Origin of the sequence: Streptomyces sp. Ac-502 (assembly GCF_045222935.1) — a bacterium.
GTDB lineage: Bacteria > Actinomycetota > Actinomycetes > Streptomycetales > Streptomycetaceae > Streptomyces > Streptomyces monomycini.
Map to the genome: position 1 here is coordinate 3,200,261 of NZ_JBHFFO010000001.1, position 18,571 is coordinate 3,218,831.

The window sequence follows — 18,571 nt, forward strand, 5'->3', positions numbered from 1 at the left end:
CCGGTCTTCCGGTCCGGGGCTCCGTCGTACGCCGATGCCAAATCTTGACCCGGCAGATCGCCGTGCTCATGGCAGACTCCGCACGAAGCGGACCGCGCGCCGCCGGGCACGGGTCACTGGGGACAGGGAGTCGGTAAGCACCATGAGCGACCGCAACAGCCAGGCGAGCAAGCAGGCGGCCCGCGAGCGGATCCGTGCCGAGCGCGAGCGGCAGAAGAAGAAGGAGAAGATCCGCCGGCAGCTCGTGGTGGCGGGCTCGGTGGTCGGTGTCCTGGTCATAGCCGGCGGCATCGGCTTCGGGATCATGAAGGCGAACGAGCCCACCGGCTGGGAGGCGGCCAAGGAGGCGGACCTGGTCAAACCCGCCCACACCAGCGGCAAGAACGGCACCGAGATCGTCATCGGCAAGCCGGAGGCGAAGGAGACCCTGGAGGTCTTCGAGGACATCCGCTGCCCGGCCTGCGCGGGCTTCGAGCAGAGCGCGGGCCCGGCCCTCCTGAAGGGCATGGAGGACGGCCGCTACAAGATCCGCTTCACGATGTACACCTTCATCGACGGCGGGCAGGGCGGCGAGGGCTCCAAGAACGCGCTCAGCGCGCTCGGCGCGGCCCTGGACGTCGGCCCGGAGGCGTTCCTCAAGTACAAGACCGCGCTGTACGCGGAGAAGAACCACCCCGAAGAGGCCGACGACGCCTACGCCAAGGACAAGAAGCTGATCGAGGTCGCCGATCAGGTGCCCGAGCTGAAGAACAACGAGAAGTTCCAGGCGGCGGTCAAGAACGGTACGTACGACCGCTGGACCATGGACATGACCGCGCTCTTCGGCCGCAAGGGCGTGACCGGGACCCCGGCGTTCCTGCACGGCGACAAGAAGCTGAAGCTGCCGCCGGTCCCGCAGAAGCAGATGACCAAGGAGCAGTACAAGGAACTCGCCACGGCCAACTTCAACAAGATGATCGACGACGAGTTCGGGCCCGCGAAGGACGCGAAGAAGTAGCCGCGGGGGCCGGAGCACCGGCCCGGCGGACATCTGTTTACGGGAGGGCGAACTTCCTGCGCGAGCCCTCCCGTAGTGCCCTACTCGACAGTATGGTGATCGGCCGTGACCGATCATGACCAGATATCACGTCGCACCGCCGTTACGGCCGCAGCCGCCTCCGCCGCCCTGCTGCCCTTCGCCACCGCAGGCCCCGCCCGTGCCGCCCGGACCGGTACGGACCCGCAGAGCGGCACGGACGCCTCGCCCCGTACGGACGCCCAGGTCTTCCAGCACGGCGTGGCCTCCGGCGACCCGCTCCCGGACGGCATCCTGCTGTGGACCCGGGTCACGCCCGAGCCCGGCGCAGTGCCCGGCTCCGGCCGCGGCCCGGACACCACGGTGGGCTGGGAAGTGGCGGCCGACCCGGACTTCGGCACGGTGGTCGCGCGGGGAACCGCGACCACCACGGCCGCGGCCGACCACACCGTCAAGGCCGACGTACGCGGCCTGGCGCCGGCCACCGCCTACTACTACCGCTTCACCGCCGCCGGCACCCACTCGCCCGTGGGCCGCACCCGCACCGCCCCCGCCCACGACGCGAAAGCCCCCAACATCCGCTTCGGCGTCGTCTCCTGCGCCAACTGGGAGGCGGGCTACTTCTCCGCGTACCGGCACCTGGCGGCCCGCCGTGACCTGGACGCGGTGCTGCACCTCGGCGACTACCTCTACGAGTACGCGACCGGCGGCTTCCCCGCCTCGGGCAAGACCGTACGGCAGCACTCCCCACCCACGAGATCATCACGCTCGCCGACTACCGCACCCGGCACGGCGTCCACAAGACCGACCCCGACCTGCGGGCCCTGCACGCCGCGCATCCGATGATCGCGATCTGGGACGACCACGAGTTCGCCGACAACGCCTGGTCCGGCGGCGCCGTGAACCACACCCCCGGCACCGAGGGCGACTGGGCGACGCGGATGGCCGCCGCCAAGCGCGCCTACTTCGAGTGGATGCCCGTACGGACCTCCACGGCGGGCACCACCTACCGCCGGCTGCGCTTCGGCAAGCTCGCCGACCTGCACCTGCTCGACCTGCGGACCTTTCGGGACGAACAGGTCAAGCCGGGCAGCGGGAAGGTGGACGACCCGGGGCGCTCGATCACCGGGCGGGCCCAGCTGGACTGGCTCAAGGCAGGGCTGGAGCGCTCGGACACCGCCTGGCGGCTGGTCGGCACCTCCGTGATGATCTCCCAGGTCGCCTTCGGCTCCGTACCGGCCCATCTGCTGGCGCCGCTCGCCGAACTCCTCGGCCTGCCGAAGGAGGGCCTGGCGGTCAACACCGACCAGTGGGACGGCTATACCGACGACCGGCGCGAGCTGCTGACCCACCTGCGCGACCGCGGCATCGGCAACACCGTCTTCCTGACCGGCGACATCCACATGGCGTGGGCCAACGAGGTGCCGGGGAAGGCCGCGACCTACCCGGCCACGCCGCCGGTCGCCACCGAGTTCGTGGTCACCTCGGTCACCTCCGACAACGTGGACGACTTCCTGCACGTCGCCCCGCACACCGTCTCGCTGGTCGGCGTCGCCGCGGTCCGGGCCGCCAACCGCCATGTGAAGTGGCTGGACATGGACTCGCACGGCTACGGCGTCCTGGACGTCAGCGCCGAACGCACGCAGATGGACTACTACACCGTCTCCGACCGGACCGACCCGCACGCCACCACCGCACTGGCACGCTCCTACCGGACCCTCTCCGGGACCCAGCGGGTGGAGCGGGTGCGGCAGCCGGTGCGCTGACCCGCTCCGCCCCCCTTACAGCGAGTCGAGGAAGCCGAGGGCGACCTTCCAGGCGCTCTCGGCGGCCTCCTCGTCGAAGTCCGGCAGGTCGGGGTCGGTGAAGAGGTGCCCGGCGCCCGGGTAGCGGTAGACCTCCACGTCCGCGCCGGCCCGCCCCATCCGCAGGTACCACGCGTTCAGCCAGTCGTGCGGCTCGAACGGGTCCGGGTCGGCGACGTGCAGCTGGACGGGCAGCTCGTCGACGGCCGCGTCGTCGGCGATGTCCGAGGTGCCGTGCATCAGCAGCAGGCCGCGTGCCTTCTCGTCCCCCAGGGCGAGATTCTGGGCGACCGCGCCGCCGAAGGAGAAGCCCGCGTAGACCACGCCCCGGTCGGAGTACGGCGCCGCGGCGGTCACGGCACGGACCAGCAGCTCGTCCTTGCCGATCTCGTCCTTGATCACCACACCGTCCTCGACGGTGTCCGCGGTCCGCCCGTCGAAGAGGTCCGGTACGACGACCTCGTGACCGGCCGCGCGCAGCCGGTCGGCGGCGGCGTGCACCGCGGGCCGCAGGCCGCACACCGAATGGAACAGGACAACCGTCGAGGGTTTCGCGGGCGCCGCGGACGGCGAGGCGGACGAAGAGGCCACTGCTTTCACTTCCCTGTCATTGGATCGCACTTCCACCATCGTGCCAGTTACGGTCAGTAGGTACCGGCACGAAGCTGACCACATCTAGGAGGACCGGAAGTGTCCATGGAGGACGTGCTTCGTCCGCTCACCGTCGTAGGCGGCTCCATAGTCGTGACGCTCGTCCTGGGCTGGCTCGCCGACCTGGCACTGCGCCGGGCCGACACCGCCCGCCCGGACACGCCACTGTGGGGCCTGCTGCGGCGCTGCCGTGTCCCCCTGCAAGTGGTGCTGGTCACCGCGCTGCTGCGCGGCTTCTACGACAGAACCGGTCTGCGGTTCATCGAGGACCACGAAGCGGGCCTCGGCCAGATTCTCTCCCTCGTCCTGATCGCGGCCACCGCCTGGCTCGCCATCCGGGCCTCGGCGGCCATCGTGGAGTCCTCGTACTCCCGGTACGCGGCGGGCGCGCGGGACGCCGCCCGGGTGCGGCGGGTCCGTACCCAGGTCACCCTGATCCAGCGGGTGGTCACGGCGATCGTCATCGTCGTCGCCGCGGCCTCGATGCTGCTGACCTTCCCCAAGATGCAGACGGTCGGCCAGTCCATGCTGGCCTCGGCGGGGCTGGTCGGCATCGTGGCCGGTGTCGCCGCGCAGTCCACCCTCGGCAACCTCTTCGCCGGCCTGCAGATCGCCTTCGGCGACATGGTCCGCATCGGGGACACGGTGGTCGTGGACAAGGAGTGGGGCACGGTCGAGGAGATCACCCTGACCTTCCTGACCGTACGGACCTGGGACGAGCGGCGGATCACCATGCCCGTGTCCTACTTCACCAGCAAGCCGTTCGAGAACTGGTCGCGCGGGGGCGCGCAGATGACCGGCACGGTCTTCTTCCACCTCGACCACGCGGCGCCCGTGGAGAAGATGCGCGAGCGGCTGCACGAGATCCTGCAGAACAGCACCGACTGGGACGGCCGCGGCTGGAGCCTGGTGGTCACCGACACCACCCCGACCACGATCCAGGTACGCGCCCTGGTCACCGCCCGTGACTCGGACGCCATCTGGTCGGTGCGCTGCGAGGTCCGCGAGCGGATGATCGACTGGCTGCGCGCGGAACACCCGTACGCGCTGCCGCGGGTGGTCACCGCCGCCGCGCCCGACGGCGGGGAGGACGCCGCCCGGCTCATGGAGACGCACACGGAGCGACGTCCGGGGACCCTGGACAAGGGCCCGGGACTGGACGGTTGACGGCACGGGGCGGGGTGCGAACGCACCCCGCCCCTTTTGGCCCTACGCCCTTCCCGCCTCCCGGCCTTACGGCAGCGGAGCGCCCCGCAGGCTGCGCATGTCCAGCTGGCGCAGTACCCGGTCCACGATCTCCGGGTCCGCGCCCGGCTCGCTGCGCGCCGCCAGCACCTCGTGGCGGGCGGCCGAGAGCATCTCGCTCTGGATGCTCTGCACCTTCTTCATCCGGGTGATGCGCTTCTCGAAGTGCTCCCGCCGGTCGTCGTCCACGATGTCCGGCGCGATGCGCGCACCCATGTCGTAGGCGCGCCGGGCGAGCTGCTCGCTGATCTCCTCCGGCAGCTCCTCGACCTCCAGGATCTCCTTCAGGCGCCGCTTGGACGCCTTGATCACCCGGAGCGCCAGCTCGTGCTCCAGCTTCTCCTCGGCCTCCGAGTCGGCCTTGACCCGCAGCTTCTTGACCAGGGTCGGCAGCGACAGGCCCTGCACGACGAGCCCGGAGAGCACCACGGCGAAGGCGATGAACAGGATCTCGTCACGGGCCGGGAAGTCCCCGCCGCCGTCGATCGTGTACGGGATGGCCAGCGCCAGCGCGACGGACGCCACCCCGCGCATCCCGGACCACCACATGATCACGGTCTCCCGCCAGCTCAGCGGGATGTCCTCGTCGAAGTCCCGGCGCTTGTGCATCCGCTTGGCCAGCCAGGCGGCGGGCAGCAGCCACAGCAGCCGGACGCCCACCACGACCACCACGACGGCGGCTCCGATGCCGAGCATCTCGCCCCAGCGACCGGAAGCCACCTTGATGACGTTGTGCAGCTCCAGGCCGATCAGCCCGAAGGCGACACCGGTGACGAGGGTGTCGACGATCTCCCAGAAGGTGTAGCCGGCCAGCCGGCCCATCACGTCGTCGGCGTCCACCGCGTACTCGGCGAGGAACAGCGCGGTGGTCAGCACCGCCAGCACCCCGGACCCTTCGAACTCCTCAGCGAGGACGTACGCGACGAACGGCACCAGCAGCGTCAGGCCGATCTGCAGCGTCGGGTCGCCCAGCAGGCCCATCAGCTTGTTGGCGACCCAGCCCAGCACCAGACCCACCGCTATGGCGACCACCGCGGACAGCACCAGCGAGCCGACCGCGCCGGGCACCGAGAAGGAGCCGCTGACGGCCGCGGCGAGCGCGACGTGGTACAGCACGATCGCGGTGACGTCGTTGAACAGCCCCTCGCCCTCCAGGATGGAGACCATCCGGCGGGGCAGCCCCAGCTTGCCCGCGACGGCGGTCGCGGCGACCGGGTCCGGCGGCGCGACCAGGGCGCCGAGCACCACGGCCGCGGCGATCGGCATGCCGGGGACGATGGCGTGCGCGACGGCGGCGACGGCGGCCGTGGTCGCGAAGACCAGGGCCACCGCCAGCAGGAAGATGGGCCGGATGTTGGCCGTGAACTGCCGCCAGGAGGTGCGCTGCACCGCGGCGTAGAGCAGGGGTGGCAGCACCAGCGGGAGGATGAACTCCGGCGGCACCTCCACGTTCGGCACGAACGGCAGCAGTGCCAGTACCGCGCCTCCGAGCGTCATCAGGACCGGCGACGGCAGGCCCAGCCGGTCACCGACCGGGACCATGACCACGGCCCCGAGAAGTAGGACGAACATCAGGGCCAGCTGGTCCACGGTGGCTGCACTCCGGGGTCGAGATCGATCACGTTCTGACCCAAGCCTGCCATGAAGCCCGCAAAAACCGCTCGGACGAGCGGTCCGGCCGCTCGGCCGTCCGGCCTACCTCAGCATCCGTGACTCAGGGCCGGCGGATCAGGCGCTCTCGGCCCGCACCCGGTCCAGCGCGCGCTGAAGGTCCTCGGGGTAGGCGCTCTCGAACTCCACCCACTGCCCGTCGGCCGGGTGCTCGAAGCCCAGCCGCATCGCGTGCAGCCACTGCCGGGTGAGGCCCAGCCGCTTGCCGAGCGTCGGGTCGGCGCCGTAGGTCAGGTCGCCGACGCACGGGTGGCGGTGCGCGGACATGTGGACCCGGATCTGGTGCGTACGCCCCGTCTCCAGCTTGATGTCCAGCAGGCTGGCCGCCCGGAACGCCTCGATCAGGTCGTAGTGCGTCACCGACGGCTTGCCGTCGGCCGTCACCGCCCACTTGTAGTCGTGCTGCGGATGCCGGCCGATGGGGGCGTCGATCGTGCCGCTCATCGGGTCCGGGTGGCCCTGCACCAGGGCGTGGTAGCGCTTGTCGACCGTACGCTCCCGGAACTGCTGCTTGAGCAGGGTGTACGCGCGCTCGGACTTGGCCACCACCATCAGGCCGGAGGTGCCGACGTCGAGGCGGTGCACGATGCCCTGGCGCTCGGCGGCGCCGGAGGTCGCGATGCGGAAGCCGGCGGCGGCCAGCCCGCCGATGACGGTGGTGCCCGTCCAGCCGGGGCTGGGGTGCGCGGCGACGCCGACCGGCTTGACGATCACGACGATGTCGTCGTCGTCGTGCACGATCTCCATGCCCTCGACGGGCTCGGCGACGATCTCCACCGGTGGCGCGGCCTGCGGCATCTCCACTTCCAGCCAGGCACCGCCGTGCACCCGCTCGGACTTCATGACTTCGGCGCCGTCCACCCGGACCTTCCCGTCGGCCGCCAGCTCGGCGGCCTTCGTACGGGAGAAGCCGAACATACGGGCCAGCGCGGCGTCGACGCGCTCGCCCTCCAGGCCGTCCGGTACGGGCAGGGTGCGGATCTCGGGAATCGTGCTCACATCACCGAGTATGTCAGCCCGCGGCGACACTCCGGCCGGCCCCGGTCGTCCGGGGCCCGCGGGCCGTACGGCACGGGCCCTCAGTCCTTGTGGACCGTGCCGTCCGGGTCCAGGCCGCGGAAGGACAGGATCACGATCAGGATGCCGCCGCAGACGATCGCGGAGTCCGCGAGATTGAAGACCGCGAAGTGGGCAGGGGCGATGAAGTCCACCACCGCGCCCTCGAAGACGCCCGGCGTCCGGAAGATCCGGTCGGTGAGGTTGCCGAAGGCGCCGCCCAGCAGCAGGCCGAGCGCGATGCCCCACGGCAGGCTGTAGAGCTTGCGGGCGATCCGGATGATCACCACGATCACGATCGCCGCGATGATGGTGAGGAAGATCGTCAGCGCCTCGCCGATGCTGAAGGCGGCACCGCGGTTGCGGATCACCTCCAGGCGCAGCAGCGAACCGATCACCTCGATGGGGGCGTGGTGCTCCAGCTTCGCGACCACCAGCGCCTTGCTGCCCAGGTCGAGGAGGTAGACGACGGCCGCGACCAGGAACAGCGTGCCGATCCGCCGCTTGCCCCGGCCCTTGGCCCGGGCCGCGGTGGCACCGGACTCGCCGCCGTCCGCGTTCTCGTCCCGGCCCTCGTCCGGCTGCCGCTCCCGCGACGCCGTCCCCTCGGCGCTCCCCCCGGCTCCCGGCACCGCCGCCGTCCCCGGCTCGGAATCCGGCCCGGTCTCCGGCGTACCGGTGATGCGCTCCGCCTCTGCCACGTTGTGAGCCCCTCAGCCCGTCGATTCCCGCACGCCAGGCCGCCCCCGGCTGAGGACGAGGGTACGGCACAGGCGTACGGACACCGTGGGTACGGTCCCCTCGGCCTCGGGTGATTCATTCGCAGGCCGCCACCGACCGCCCACCGGACCACCCGCCCCGACGGCCCCGACGACCTCTGGCGGGCCCCCTACCGCCACTCCCGCCCCTGCCCCCTCCTGCCTACCCCGCTCCCCTCCGCCCCTACCGCCGCTCCTGCCGCTGCTTGCACTCCACACACAGCGTCGCCCGGGGGAACGCCTGCATCCGGGCCTTGCCGATCGGCTTGCCGCAGTTCTCGCACAGGCCGTACGTGCCCGCGTCCAGGCGCTCCAGCGCGCGTTCGGTCTGGAGCAGCATCTCGCGGGCGTTGGAGGCCAGCGCCATCTCGTGCTCGCGGGTGATGTTCTTGCTGCCGGTGTCGGCCTCGTCGCCCGTCCCTTCGCCGGAGTCCCGCATCAGCCCGGCGAGCGCGTCCTCGGACGCCTCGATCTCCGCACGCAGCCGGGTGACCTCGTCGTGCAGTGCCGTACGGGCCTCGGCGACCTCGGCCGGCGTCCAGGGGTCCTCGCCGGGCCGTACGGCCAGCTCGCCGGGGTCCGCGGCGCGCGCCTTGGGCACCGCGCCCGGCGTCCCGTCCTGCTCCGCCTCGGCGGCCGGTGCCCCGCCCGGAGTCTGCTTCTCCACCACCGTCTTGGCTCCCGTCTTCTTCGCGGGCACCGCCTTCTCGGCAGGTGCGGTCTTCTTGGCCGCCTTCTTCGCGGCGGCTTTCCGGGGCGCGGGCCCGCCGTCCGCAGGGGGCTCCCCGGCCTCCTTCTTCGCCGCCTTCTTCGCCGTGGCCTTGCCGCCCGGCGTCTTCTTCGCCGTGTGCCCGGCCGCGGGCGGGTGCTCCGGCTCCTCCACAGGGGTGTCCGGTACGGCGTCCGCCGGGGTGTCCGGTACGGCCTCCGCGCTCATCGCCGTGGCGGCGGACGCCCGCTTCTTCGCCGCGGGCCCTGGCTTGTCGGCCGCGGCCTTTCCGGCATCCGCCGTGCTCTTCTTCGCGGCGGTCTTCTTCGCCACCATGGCCGCGACCCCTTCACTTATGTGATCATGCTCGCGAATCGTGACCGGAACGATAAATCGCCTCAAGGCACGCGGCAACGGGACGCACCGCCCTTTCCGGCCCGGTCTCCCCCGCGGCAGCCGGGTCTGCATCCGTTGTGCCCACCTGCCCGAGCGGTAATCCGCCAGCCCACGGCCCGCGCGGAGCCCGGCCCCGGCCGCCCGGCGCGCGGGCGCCGACTCCCGCGCCCTGCGTATCGCCATTCGGGTCACGTCCTCGGCGCCCGCTACCTCACTCGGCGCAGACCGGAGAACCGGTCGGCCCGCACCGTCGGTGCCCCGTACACTGTGGGCAGCGAAAGGCGCCGACGGGACGAGTAGCGTCGTACGCAGCGATGAGCGATCCGGGGACGGTGCGAGCCCGGAGGCGTGCGCGACGTGAAGATCACCCCAGAGCCGCCGGAAGAACGCCCACGGACGGCCGGCAGGCGGGCCGCGGGTCAGTAGAACCGGCCTCGCGACCCCAATGAGGGGGCGGTGCAGCCCGCACCGCCAAGGAGGGTGGTACCGCGGGGGCCCAGGCTCTCGTCCCTCCGGACGGAGAACGCAGCAGGTGTCCGCCGGAGGAACGTCCCGATGTCACAGCCTCAGTACCGCCAGGTACCCGCCCAGGTAGACCTGCCCGCCCTTGAGCACGCGGTGCTCGATTTCTGGCGCGAGCAGAAGGTCTTCGCCCGTACCCTCCAGCAGTCCGAGGGACGCCCCGAGTGGGTGTTCTACGAGGGTCCGCCGACCGCCAACGGCATGCCCGGCGCCCACCACATCGAGGCCCGCGTCTTCAAGGACGTCTTCCCCCGCTTCCGCACCATGCGGGGCTACCACGTCGGCCGCAAAGCCGGCTGGGACTGCCACGGCCTGCCGGTCGAGCTGGCCGTCGAGAAGGAGCTGGGCTTCAACGGCAAGAAGGACATCGAGGCGTACGGCATCGCCGAGTTCAACGCCAAGTGCCGCGAGTCGGTGACCCGCCACACCGACGCCTTCGCCGACCTGACCACCCGGATGGGGTACTGGACGGACCTGGACGAGCCGTACCGCACCATGGACCCCGACTACATCCAGTCGGTCTGGTGGTCCCTCAAGCAGATCTTCGACAAGGGCCTGCTGGCCCAGGACCACCGCGTCGCCCCCTGGTGCCCCCGCTGCGGCACCGGCCTGTCCGACCACGAGCTGGCCCAGGGCTACGAAACCGTCGTGGACCCCTCCGTCTTCGTCCGCCTCCCGCTGACCTCCGGCCCGCTGGCCGGCCAGGCGGCACTCCTCATCTGGACGACCACCCCCTGGACCCTGGTCTCCAACACCGCCGTCGCGGCCCACCCCGACGTCACCTACGTCGTGGCCACCGACGGCCGGGAAAAGCTCGTCGTCGCCGAGCCCCTCCTCGAAAGGGCCCTCGGCGAAGGCTGGACCACGACCGGCCGGACCTTCACCGGCCGCGAGATGGAGCGCTGGGCCTACCGCCGCCCCTTCGACCTGGTCGAGCTGGAGGACGCCAACTTCGTCGTCAACGCCGACTACGTCACCACCGAGGACGGTACGGGCCTGGTCCACCAGGCCCCGGCCTTCGGTGAGGACGACCTCAAGACCTGCCGCGGCTACGGCCTGCCGGTCGTCAACCCGGTACGCCCCGACGGCACCTTCGAGGAGGGCCTCGCCCTCGTCGGCGGTCAGTTCTTCAAGAAGGCCGACGAACACCTCGTCGCCGACCTCGACGCCCGCGGCCTACTCTTCAAGCACGTCGCCTACGAGCACAGCTACCCGCACTGCTGGCGCTGCCACACCGCGCTCCTCTACTACGCCCAGCCGTCCTGGTACATCCGCACCACCGCGGTCAAGGACGCCCTGCTGCGCGAGAACGAGGGCACCAACTGGTTCCCCGAGTCGGTCAAGCACGGCCGCTTCGGCGACTGGCTCAACAACAACATCGCCTGGGCCCTCTCCCGCAACCGCTACTGGGGAACGCCCCTCCCCATCTGGCGCTGCGCCGAGGACCACCTCACCTGCGTGGGCTCCCTGGCCGAACTCACCGACCTCACCGGCACCGACCAGTCCGGCCTGGACCCGCACCGTCCCTACATCGACGCCGTCACCTTCCCCTGCCCCACGTGCCAGGGCACCGCGACGCGCGTCCCCGAGGTCATCGACGCCTGGTACGACTCCGGCTCCATGCCCTTCGCGCAGTGGGGCTACCCGTACAAGAACAAGGAACTGTTCGAGAAGCGCTACCCGGCGCAGTTCATCTCCGAGGCCATCGACCAGACCCGCGGCTGGTTCTACACCCTCATGGCCGTCGGCACCCTCGTCTTCGACAAGTCCTCGTACGAGAACGTCGTCTGCCTGGGCCACATCCTCGCCGAGGACGGCCGCAAGATGTCCAAGCACCTGGGCAACACCCTCGACCCGATCCCGCTGATGGACCAGCACGGTGCCGACGCCGTCCGCTGGTTCATGGCGGCCGGCGGCTCCCCTGGGCGGCCCGCCGCGTGGGCCACGGCACCATCCAGGAAGTCGTCCGCAAGACCCTCCTGACCTACTGGAACACAGTCGCCTTCCAGGCCCTGTACGCCCGGACCTCCCACTGGGCCCCCAGCGCCGCCGACCCCACCCCGGCCGAGCGCCCGCTCCTCGACCGCTGGCTCCTGTCCGAACTCCACGCCCTCACCGACGGCGTCACCGACGCCCTCGAAACATACGACACCCAGCGCGCCGGCAAGCTCCTCTCCTCCTTCGTCGACGACCTCTCCAACTGGTACGTACGCCGCTCCCGCCGCCGCTTCTGGCAGGGCGACAAGGCGGCCCTGCGCACGCTCCACGAGGTCGTCGAGACGGTCACCCGGCTGATGGCCCCCATCACCCCGTTCATCACCGAACGCGTCTGGCAGGACCTGATCGTCCCGGTCACCCCCGACGCCCCCGACTCGGTCCACCTCTCCACCTGGCCCGAGGCGGACCGCTCGGCGATCGACCCGGAACTGTCGAAGCAGATGGTCCTGGTACGGCGCCTGGTCGAACTGGGCCGCGCCACCCGCGCGGAGTCCGGCGTCAAGACCCGCCAGCCCCTCTCCCGCGCCCTGGTGGCAGCCTCCGGTTTCGAAACGCTCTCCCCCGAGCTGCGCACCCAGATCACCGAGGAGCTGAACGTCTCCGCCCTCGCCACCCTCTCCGAGGTGGGCGGCTCCCTGGTGGACACCACGGCCAAGGCCAACTTCCGCGCCCTCGGCAAGCGCTTCGGCAAGGGCGTCCAGGCAGTCGCCAAGGCCATCGCCGAAACCGACGCCGCGGCCCTCTCCCTCGCCCTGCGCGAGGGCACGGCGACCGTCACCGTCAACGACGAGACGGTCCCCCTCTCCCCGACGAGGTCATCATCACCGAGACCCCGCGCGAGGGCTGGTCGGTGGCCTCCGACGCGGGCGCCACCGTGGCCCTCGACCTGGAGATCACCCCCGACCTGCGCCGCGCGGGCCTGGCCCGCGACGCCATCCGCCTCATCCAGGAAGCCCGCAAGAACAGCGGCCTGGACGTGGCCGACCGCATCACCCTCCGCTGGCAGACCCCCGACGAAGAGGTCCGCACAGCCCTGACCGACCACCATGACCTCATCGCCGACGAGGTCCTGGCCACCGACTTCGCCCAGGGCGAGGCCGATGACACGTACGGCCAGGCATTCGAGGACGAAAGCCTGACCCTCACGTTCCGCCTCAAGAAGACCGAGGCATAACCACCGAGCAGGTAGGTGTAGCAACACGACGGCCCCCGACGCACCGAGCGTCGGGGGCCGTTGCCGTACAAGCAGCTTGGGCGTTTCTATAGGACACCAGCCCAAATCGCACTGAAAGCCGCCAGACGGCCAGGGCTCGGGGGTACGCAGGGGTCTCCCCGCAGGCAGCCGGGTATCTGGGTTCACCATGACATCACCGTGGACGTGCACGGTGCCGAGGAGTGACCCCGGAGTGCCCCCGAGCCCCCACCCACCGGACCCATCGCGCAAGACGCGCACCCCCACCGGGCAGCAAAAGAACCGGGCCCCCGGGGATCACCCCAGGGGCCCAGCCCTGATTGCCGACCACGCGCTACACGCGACGACTACGCGCGAAGCGCGCCTCCGCTCAGTTGTCGTCCTCGTCGATGAGGAACCCACGCATCGGCGACGGCGCCTGCTGCATCGGCTGCTGCCCCTGCGGCCGCACCGGAGCCATCGGCTGCGTCATCGCCGGCGACATCTGCTGCTGCCCGCCGTAGGACGGAGCGTTGCCCGAGCCACCACCGTGACCCCCATCGACTGCCCGCCACCCATGGCGTGGTTGCCCCCCATGGACCCGGCACCGGCCGAAGCCATCGACGGCGACGGCGGCAGCGAGGCGGTCGCCGGCGTCCGCGGCGGCGCCAGCGAGTCGTCGGCCTGGTTCTCCAGCTGGCGCAGCTGGCTCTCCAGGTAGGACTTCAGCCGCGTACGGTACTCGCGCTCGAAGCCGCGCAGGTCCTCGACCTTGCGCTCCAGCGTGGCGCGGGCCGACTCCAGCGACCCCATCGCGACGCGGTGCTTCTCCTGCGCGTCCCGCTCCAGCGCGTCCGCCTTGGCGCGGGCGTCCCGCTCCAGACCCTCCGCACGCGAGCGCGCCTCGCCCACGATCTTGTTGGCCTCGGAACGGGCCTCCGCGATCGCCTGGTCGGCGGTCTGCTGCGCGAGCGACAGCACACGAGCGGCACTGTCACCGCCCGGGCCCTGGCCCGGCTGCGGCAGCTGCGGGCCACCGTGTCCACCGGGACCGCCCATCGGGCCGCCCAGCGGACCGCCGGGGCCCATCGGGCCGGGGCCGTGCGGGCCCTGGGGCCCAGGGCCGTGGCCACCGGGCCCGGCCGGGAGCTGCGGGGCTCCTCCGGTCAGCTGCGGCGGGCCGCCCAACTGCTGCTGTTGCTGCTGTTGCTGCGGCGGCACCGGCTGCGGACCGGATATGGCGGCGGGCACGGGAGCGCCGGGCCTGCCCTGCTGGTGCTGCTGCTGGTCCTGCTGCTGCTGGTCCTGCTGCTTGCGCATGTTCTGCTGCTGGTTCTGCGCGGCGGCGCGCGTCGCGGCGGCCAGCTTGGCGCGCAGGTCCTCGTTCTCCCGCAGCAGTCGGGTCAGTTCGGCTTCGACCTCATCGAGGAAGGCATCGACCTCGTCCTCGTCATAGCCTTCTCGGAGGCGGACGGTCGTGAACTGCTTGTTCCGCACGTCCTCGGGGGTCAACGGCATCTCTACTTCACCTCAACGTAGTCGTCGGCAATCGGCAAGACCGTATCGTTCACACCAACAACACCGTCCTCACGACGGTGATCAGGATGTAGACGATGATCATCAATACGAAGAAGGACAGGTCGAGCGCCACGCCCCCGAGACGCAGCGGCGGAATGACCCGCCGCAAGAGCTTGAGTGGCGGATCAGTGACAGTGTAGGTGGCCTCCAGAACGACCACCATCGGCTTGCCGGGTTGCCATGAACGGGCGAACTGGAAGACATAGTCCATCACCAGCCGGAAGATCAACACGATGAGGAAGCAGTACAACGCGATGTAGATCACCTGTCCAGCGATGCTCATCCGCGGTGTCCTCTCCCCTTGCCATGCTGTCGTGTTGGGCGCTTTCGGCCCGGTGTGCCCGGTGTTGCGTCTCAGCTCTGGTTGAAGAACCCGCCCTCTGCGATGCGGGCCTTGTCCTCCGCCGTGACATCGACGTTAGCAGGCGACAACAGGAACACCTTCTGCGTCACCCGCTCGATGCTGCCGTGCAGGCCGAAGACGAGACCGGCCGCAAAGTCGACAAGTCGCTTCGCGTCCGTGTCGTCCATCTCCGTGAGGTTCATGATCACCGGAGTGCCCTCACGGAAGTGTTCCCCGATGGTACGGGCTTCGTTGTAGGTCCGGGGGTGCAGCGTCGTGATGCGGTAAGGCTCCCGCTCGGACACAACCTTGGGCATGATCACCGGTGCGTTCTTCTCCAGATTCGGACGGTCGGGTGTGATGGACGCCACGGGGGCGATTCGGGCGGGTCGTCCGCTTTCGGCAGCCAGCGGGGCGGACTCGCGCTGAGCGGGAGGCTGGGCGACTCGGACGGGTTCGTCCCGTTCCGGGTGCGGCTCGGTGGGTACTTGGGTCTGCTGTCGCCGCCCCCGTTCGGGCTCCGGGTCAAGCTCGGGCTCGAACTCGTCGTCGGGGTCGAACCCCCGGCCGTCGTACCCATCGTCCTCCACGAGGCCGAGGTAGACCGCCATCTTGCGCATCGCGCCGGCCATTCTCTGCGTCCTCCGCTCTGTGGTGGATCGGCTCCGTCACCTGGCGCCTTGAATCCACGCGGCCTGCCCTCCTTTTGGGGGCAATGACCATATTTTGTGCTGTGGTCCGACTTGCTTGGCGACGTTACCCGAGCCGTGGTCGGACTCCGAGTACCGCAGTGCCGACGCGCACATGTGTCGCCCCGGCAGCCACGGCCTCATCAAGGTCCGCGCTCATCCCTGCCGACACCATGTTCGCAGCAGGATGGTTCACGCGCAGGTCGGATGAGATTTCCATCAAACGCTCGAAAGCGGCACCGGGCCGCCCGGCATAAGGGCCGGTCAGCGGAGCCACCGTCATCAGGCCGTCCAGGCGCAGCCCTTCGGCGTCCGCGACGGCGTCGGCGAGCGCGGCGACCCCGGCCGGGGCGACCCCGCCGCGCTCTCCCGTCTCTCCCCGGGCGGCACCGGACTCGGCGTCAAGTGCCACCTGGAGCAGGCAGCCGAGCTCGCGGCCGGCCCGTACCGCTTCCTTCGACAGCGCGGTGACCAGCTTGGCCCGGTCGACCGACTGCACAATATCGGCGTAATTGGCCACAGACCGCACTTTGTTGGTCTGCAACTGACCGACGAAGTGCCAGGTAAGGGACAGTTCCGAGCAGGCCGCGGCCTTCGGTGCCGCGTCCTGGTCACGGTTCTCCGCCACCTGACGGACGCCCAGTTCCGCGAGCAGCCGCACGTCGCTCGCCGGGTAGGTCTTCGTGACCACGATGAGGGTCACGTCCTCCCGCTTGCGGCCGGCCTTGTCACACGCGGTGGAGATTCGTTCCTCCACGCGCGCCAGATTGTCCGCCAGTTCGGTCCTACGATCCGTCACAGCTCAGCATCCCAGCCATACATAGCTCGCGAGCCGCCCGGTGACGCGGTCCCGCCGGTACGAGAAGTGGTCCGCCGACTCCAGCGTGCAGATGTGGGAATGCTCACCCATCTGTACGCCGTGCGCGGCGAGTTGGGCACGGACCCCGGCGGCCATGTCCACCGCGGGCGTGCCCCAGGAGGTGGTGGCCCAGGCCTCGGGCACCACCGCGGCGACCTCGGCGCGCATCGCCTCGGGCACCTCGTAGCAGCGTCCGCAGACCGCGGGGCCGGTACGGGCGACGATGCGGGCCGGGTCGGCGCCGAGCGCGGTCATCGCCTCGACGGTCGCCGGGACCACCCCGGCCACCAGCCCCGGACGCCCCGCGTGCGCGGCGCCGGTGACCCCGGCGACCGGGTCGGCGAGGAGCACCGGGGTGCAGTCGGCGGTCAGGACGGCGAGGGCCAGGCCCCGGCGGGCCGTCACCACCGCGTCCACGCAGGGGATCTCGGAGCCGTCGCGCCAGGGACCGTCGACCACGGCCACGTCACGGCCGTGCACCTGGTTCATCCATACGACGGAGGCGGGGTCCAGGCCCAGCGCCTTCGCCGCCCGTTCGCGATTGGTCCGTACCGCGCCGGGGTCGTCGCCGACCGCGCCCCCGAGATTCAGCTCGGCATACGGAGCGGCGCTCACCCCGCCCCACCGGTCGGTGGAGGCGAAGTGCGCGCCGCTCGTGTCGTTCGTCAGCACCGGGTGCTGTTGCCCTATCACGTCGGGACTTCGGTCACTTCAGGAAGTCGGGGACGTCCAGCTCCTCGGCCGCGGTGTCCGAGTACGGACGGGCCGGCGGAACCTGCGGCGAGGCGGTCGGGGGCGGCGGGACCTCGCCGAGCGGGGACGGGTCGGCCGGGGCCGGCTCCTCGTCCCGTACCGGCACCGAGCCCAGGCTGCCGAAGGACGACGGCCGGGACTCGGCCTGCGGGGCCGGGCGGCTGGGGGCCGGGGCCGGTTCCTCGCGCTTGCCGTTGTTCTGGCTGCCGAGCACGGTCTGCTGACGGGCCGGCGGCTGGCCGCCGTCGAAGCCCGCGGCGATGACGGTCACCCGGACCTCGTCGCCGAGCGCGTCGTCGATGACCGCGCCGAAGATGATGTTCGCCTCGGGGTGGGCCGCCTCGCTGACCAGTTGCGCGGCCTCGTTGATCTCGAAGAGACCGAGGTCCGAGCCGCCGGAGATGGAGAGCAGCACGCCGCGGGCGCCGTCGATGGACGCCTCCAGGAGCGGCGAGGAGATCGCCATCTCCGCGGCGGCCACCGCGCGGTCGTCGCCGCGCGCCGAGCCGATGCCCATGAGGGCCGAGCCGGCCTCGGACATCACGGACTTGACGTCGGCGAAGTCGAGGTTGATCAGACCCGGGGTGGTGATCAGGTCGGTGATGCCCTGGACACCCGACAGCAGTACCTGGTCCGCGGACTTGAACGCGTCGAGCACGCTCACCTGGCGGTCCGAGATGGACAGCAGTCGGTCATTGGGAATCACGATGAGGGTGTCGACCTCGTCGCGCAGGCCGGCGATGCCGTCCTCGGCCTGGTTCGCGCGGCGGCGGCCCTCGAAGGTGAACGGGCGGGTGACCACACCGATCGTCAGGGCGCCGAGCGAGCGGGCGATGTTGGCGACGACGGGGGCACCGCCGGTGCCGGTGCCGCCGCCCTCTCCCGCGGTCACGAAGACCATGTCGGCCCCCTTGAGGACCTCCTCGATCTCCTCACGGTGGTCCTCGGCCGCCTTGCGGCCGACGTCTGGGTTGGCGCCTGCGCCCAGCCCACGGGTGAGTTCCCGGCCGACGTCCAGCTTGACGTCGGCGTCGCTCATCAGCAGGGCCTGTGCATCGGTGTTGATCGCGATGAACTCGACGCCCTTGAGCCCGACCTCGATCATCCGGTTGATGGCGTTCACGCCACCGCCGCCGATGCCGACGACCTTGATGACTGCGAGGTAGTTCTGCGGTGCTGCCACGTCGAAGGCCTCTCGCCTCGAGTTACGTGTCGCCGCCGCACCGGGGTGCGGACGTCGACTGATGCCGATGGGACGGTTCGTAGTGCCGACCCGAACCCTAACGCTGAAGTTTAGGGTTACCAGTGCCTGTGTTCCTGGGACTCTTTGGAACGAGACACTAAGTCGACAA

At 70.7% G+C, this 18,571-nt stretch carries 12 protein-coding genes and 3 pseudogenes; 4 read left to right on the forward strand and 11 right to left on the reverse strand.

Annotated features, from left to right (window positions below):
• Positions 1 to 142 precede the first annotated feature (142 nt).
• Positions 143 to 997: a thioredoxin domain-containing protein gene (locus ACEXOX_RS14400; RefSeq protein WP_406520993.1), complete on the forward strand. Its 855-nt coding sequence runs from the start codon at positions 143 to 145 to the stop codon at positions 995 to 997.
• Between the two features lie 105 nt (positions 998 to 1,102).
• Positions 1,103 to 2,781, forward strand: a pseudogene (locus ACEXOX_RS14405) (alkaline phosphatase D family protein).
• A 15-nt stretch (positions 2,782 to 2,796) separates the two neighbouring features.
• Here the strand turns inward: ACEXOX_RS14405 and ACEXOX_RS14410 are convergent.
• The gene (locus ACEXOX_RS14410) at positions 2,797 to 3,411 is read right to left on the reverse strand and encodes a dienelactone hydrolase family protein (protein ID WP_406520995.1); all 615 of its coding nucleotides are present in this window, start codon (positions 3,409 to 3,411) and stop codon (positions 2,797 to 2,799) included.
• A 105-nt stretch (positions 3,412 to 3,516) separates the two neighbouring features.
• Between ACEXOX_RS14410 and ACEXOX_RS14415 the strand changes: the two genes are divergently transcribed.
• Positions 3,517 to 4,638 (forward strand): mechanosensitive ion channel family protein, encoded by a 1,122-nt coding sequence (locus tag ACEXOX_RS14415; protein WP_406520997.1) that lies wholly within the window; start codon positions 3,517 to 3,519, stop codon positions 4,636 to 4,638.
• Between the two features lie 66 nt (positions 4,639 to 4,704).
• Here the strand turns inward: ACEXOX_RS14415 and ACEXOX_RS14420 are convergent, their stop codons facing one another.
• The 4 genes from ACEXOX_RS14420 to ACEXOX_RS14435 all read right to left on the reverse strand — a co-directional run bounded on the left by ACEXOX_RS14420 (position 4,705) and on the right by ACEXOX_RS14435 (position 9,246).
• Complete coding sequence (locus tag ACEXOX_RS14420) at positions 4,705 to 6,306, reverse strand: Na+/H+ antiporter (protein ID WP_406520999.1); 1,602 nt, start codon at positions 6,304 to 6,306, stop codon at positions 4,705 to 4,707.
• 138 nt (positions 6,307 to 6,444) lie between these two features.
• On the reverse strand, positions 6,445 to 7,386 hold the full coding sequence (locus ACEXOX_RS14425) for an RluA family pseudouridine synthase (protein WP_406521001.1): 942 nt from the start codon (positions 7,384 to 7,386) through the stop codon (positions 6,445 to 6,447).
• Between the two features lie 80 nt (positions 7,387 to 7,466).
• Positions 7,467 to 8,144 carry a signal peptidase II gene (lspA, locus tag ACEXOX_RS14430; RefSeq protein WP_406521003.1) on the reverse strand — a complete coding sequence of 226 codons (678 nt, stop codon included), beginning with the start codon at positions 8,142 to 8,144 and terminating at the stop codon, positions 7,467 to 7,469.
• Between the two features lie 241 nt (positions 8,145 to 8,385).
• Positions 8,386 to 9,246 carry a TraR/DksA C4-type zinc finger protein gene (locus ACEXOX_RS14435; protein WP_406521005.1) on the reverse strand — a complete coding sequence of 287 codons (861 nt, stop codon included), beginning with the start codon at positions 9,244 to 9,246 and terminating at the stop codon, positions 8,386 to 8,388.
• A gap of 615 nt (positions 9,247 to 9,861) precedes the next feature.
• On the opposite strand from ACEXOX_RS14435, the pseudogene ileS reads away from it, so the two are divergent.
• Positions 9,862 to 13,000 (forward strand): annotated as a pseudogene (ileS, locus tag ACEXOX_RS14440) (isoleucine--tRNA ligase).
• Positions 13,001 to 13,388: 388 nt separating this feature from the next.
• Here the strand turns inward: ileS and ACEXOX_RS14445 are convergent.
• The 6 genes and pseudogenes from ACEXOX_RS14445 to ftsZ form a co-directional block, all read right to left on the reverse strand.
• Positions 13,389 to 14,515, reverse strand: a pseudogene (locus ACEXOX_RS14445) (DivIVA domain-containing protein).
• 49 nt (positions 14,516 to 14,564) lie between these two features.
• A complete protein-coding gene (locus ACEXOX_RS14450; RefSeq protein WP_030024678.1) occupies positions 14,565 to 14,858 on the reverse strand; it encodes a YggT family protein in 294 nt (97 codons plus the stop codon).
• A 71-nt stretch (positions 14,859 to 14,929) separates the two neighbouring features.
• Positions 14,930 to 15,550, reverse strand: coding sequence for a cell division protein SepF (locus ACEXOX_RS14455; protein WP_030024677.1), 621 nt, complete (start codon positions 15,548 to 15,550; stop codon positions 14,930 to 14,932).
• A 124-nt stretch (positions 15,551 to 15,674) separates the two neighbouring features.
• The gene (locus ACEXOX_RS14460) at positions 15,675 to 16,406 is read right to left on the reverse strand and encodes a YggS family pyridoxal phosphate-dependent enzyme (protein ID WP_406521007.1); all 732 of its coding nucleotides are present in this window, start codon (positions 16,404 to 16,406) and stop codon (positions 15,675 to 15,677) included.
• A gap of 3 nt (positions 16,407 to 16,409) precedes the next feature.
• Positions 16,410 to 17,159, reverse strand: coding sequence for a peptidoglycan editing factor PgeF (gene pgeF / locus ACEXOX_RS14465; protein ID WP_406521009.1), 750 nt, complete (start codon positions 17,157 to 17,159; stop codon positions 16,410 to 16,412).
• A 13-nt stretch (positions 17,160 to 17,172) separates the two neighbouring features.
• A complete protein-coding gene (gene ftsZ / locus ACEXOX_RS14470) occupies positions 17,173 to 18,402 on the reverse strand; it encodes a cell division protein FtsZ (RefSeq protein ID WP_030024674.1) in 1,230 nt (409 codons plus the stop codon).
• Positions 18,403 to 18,571: the final 169 nt, after the last annotated feature.

Coding starts and splice junctions, on each gene's coding strand:
- ACEXOX_RS14415 (WP_406520997.1), top strand. CDS start 3,517: ATGGAGGACGTGCTTCGTCCGCTCACCGTCGTAGGCGGCTCCATAGTC.
- ACEXOX_RS14450 (WP_030024678.1), bottom strand. CDS start 14,858: ATGAGCATCGCTGGACAGGTGATCTACATCGCGTTGTACTGCTTCCTC.
- ACEXOX_RS14400 (WP_406520993.1), top strand. CDS start 143: ATGAGCGACCGCAACAGCCAGGCGAGCAAGCAGGCGGCCCGCGAGCGG.
- ACEXOX_RS14455 (WP_030024677.1), bottom strand. CDS start 15,550: ATGGCCGGCGCGATGCGCAAGATGGCGGTCTACCTCGGCCTCGTGGAG.
- ACEXOX_RS14435 (WP_406521005.1), bottom strand. CDS start 9,246: ATGGTGGCGAAGAAGACCGCCGCGAAGAAGAGCACGGCGGATGCCGGA.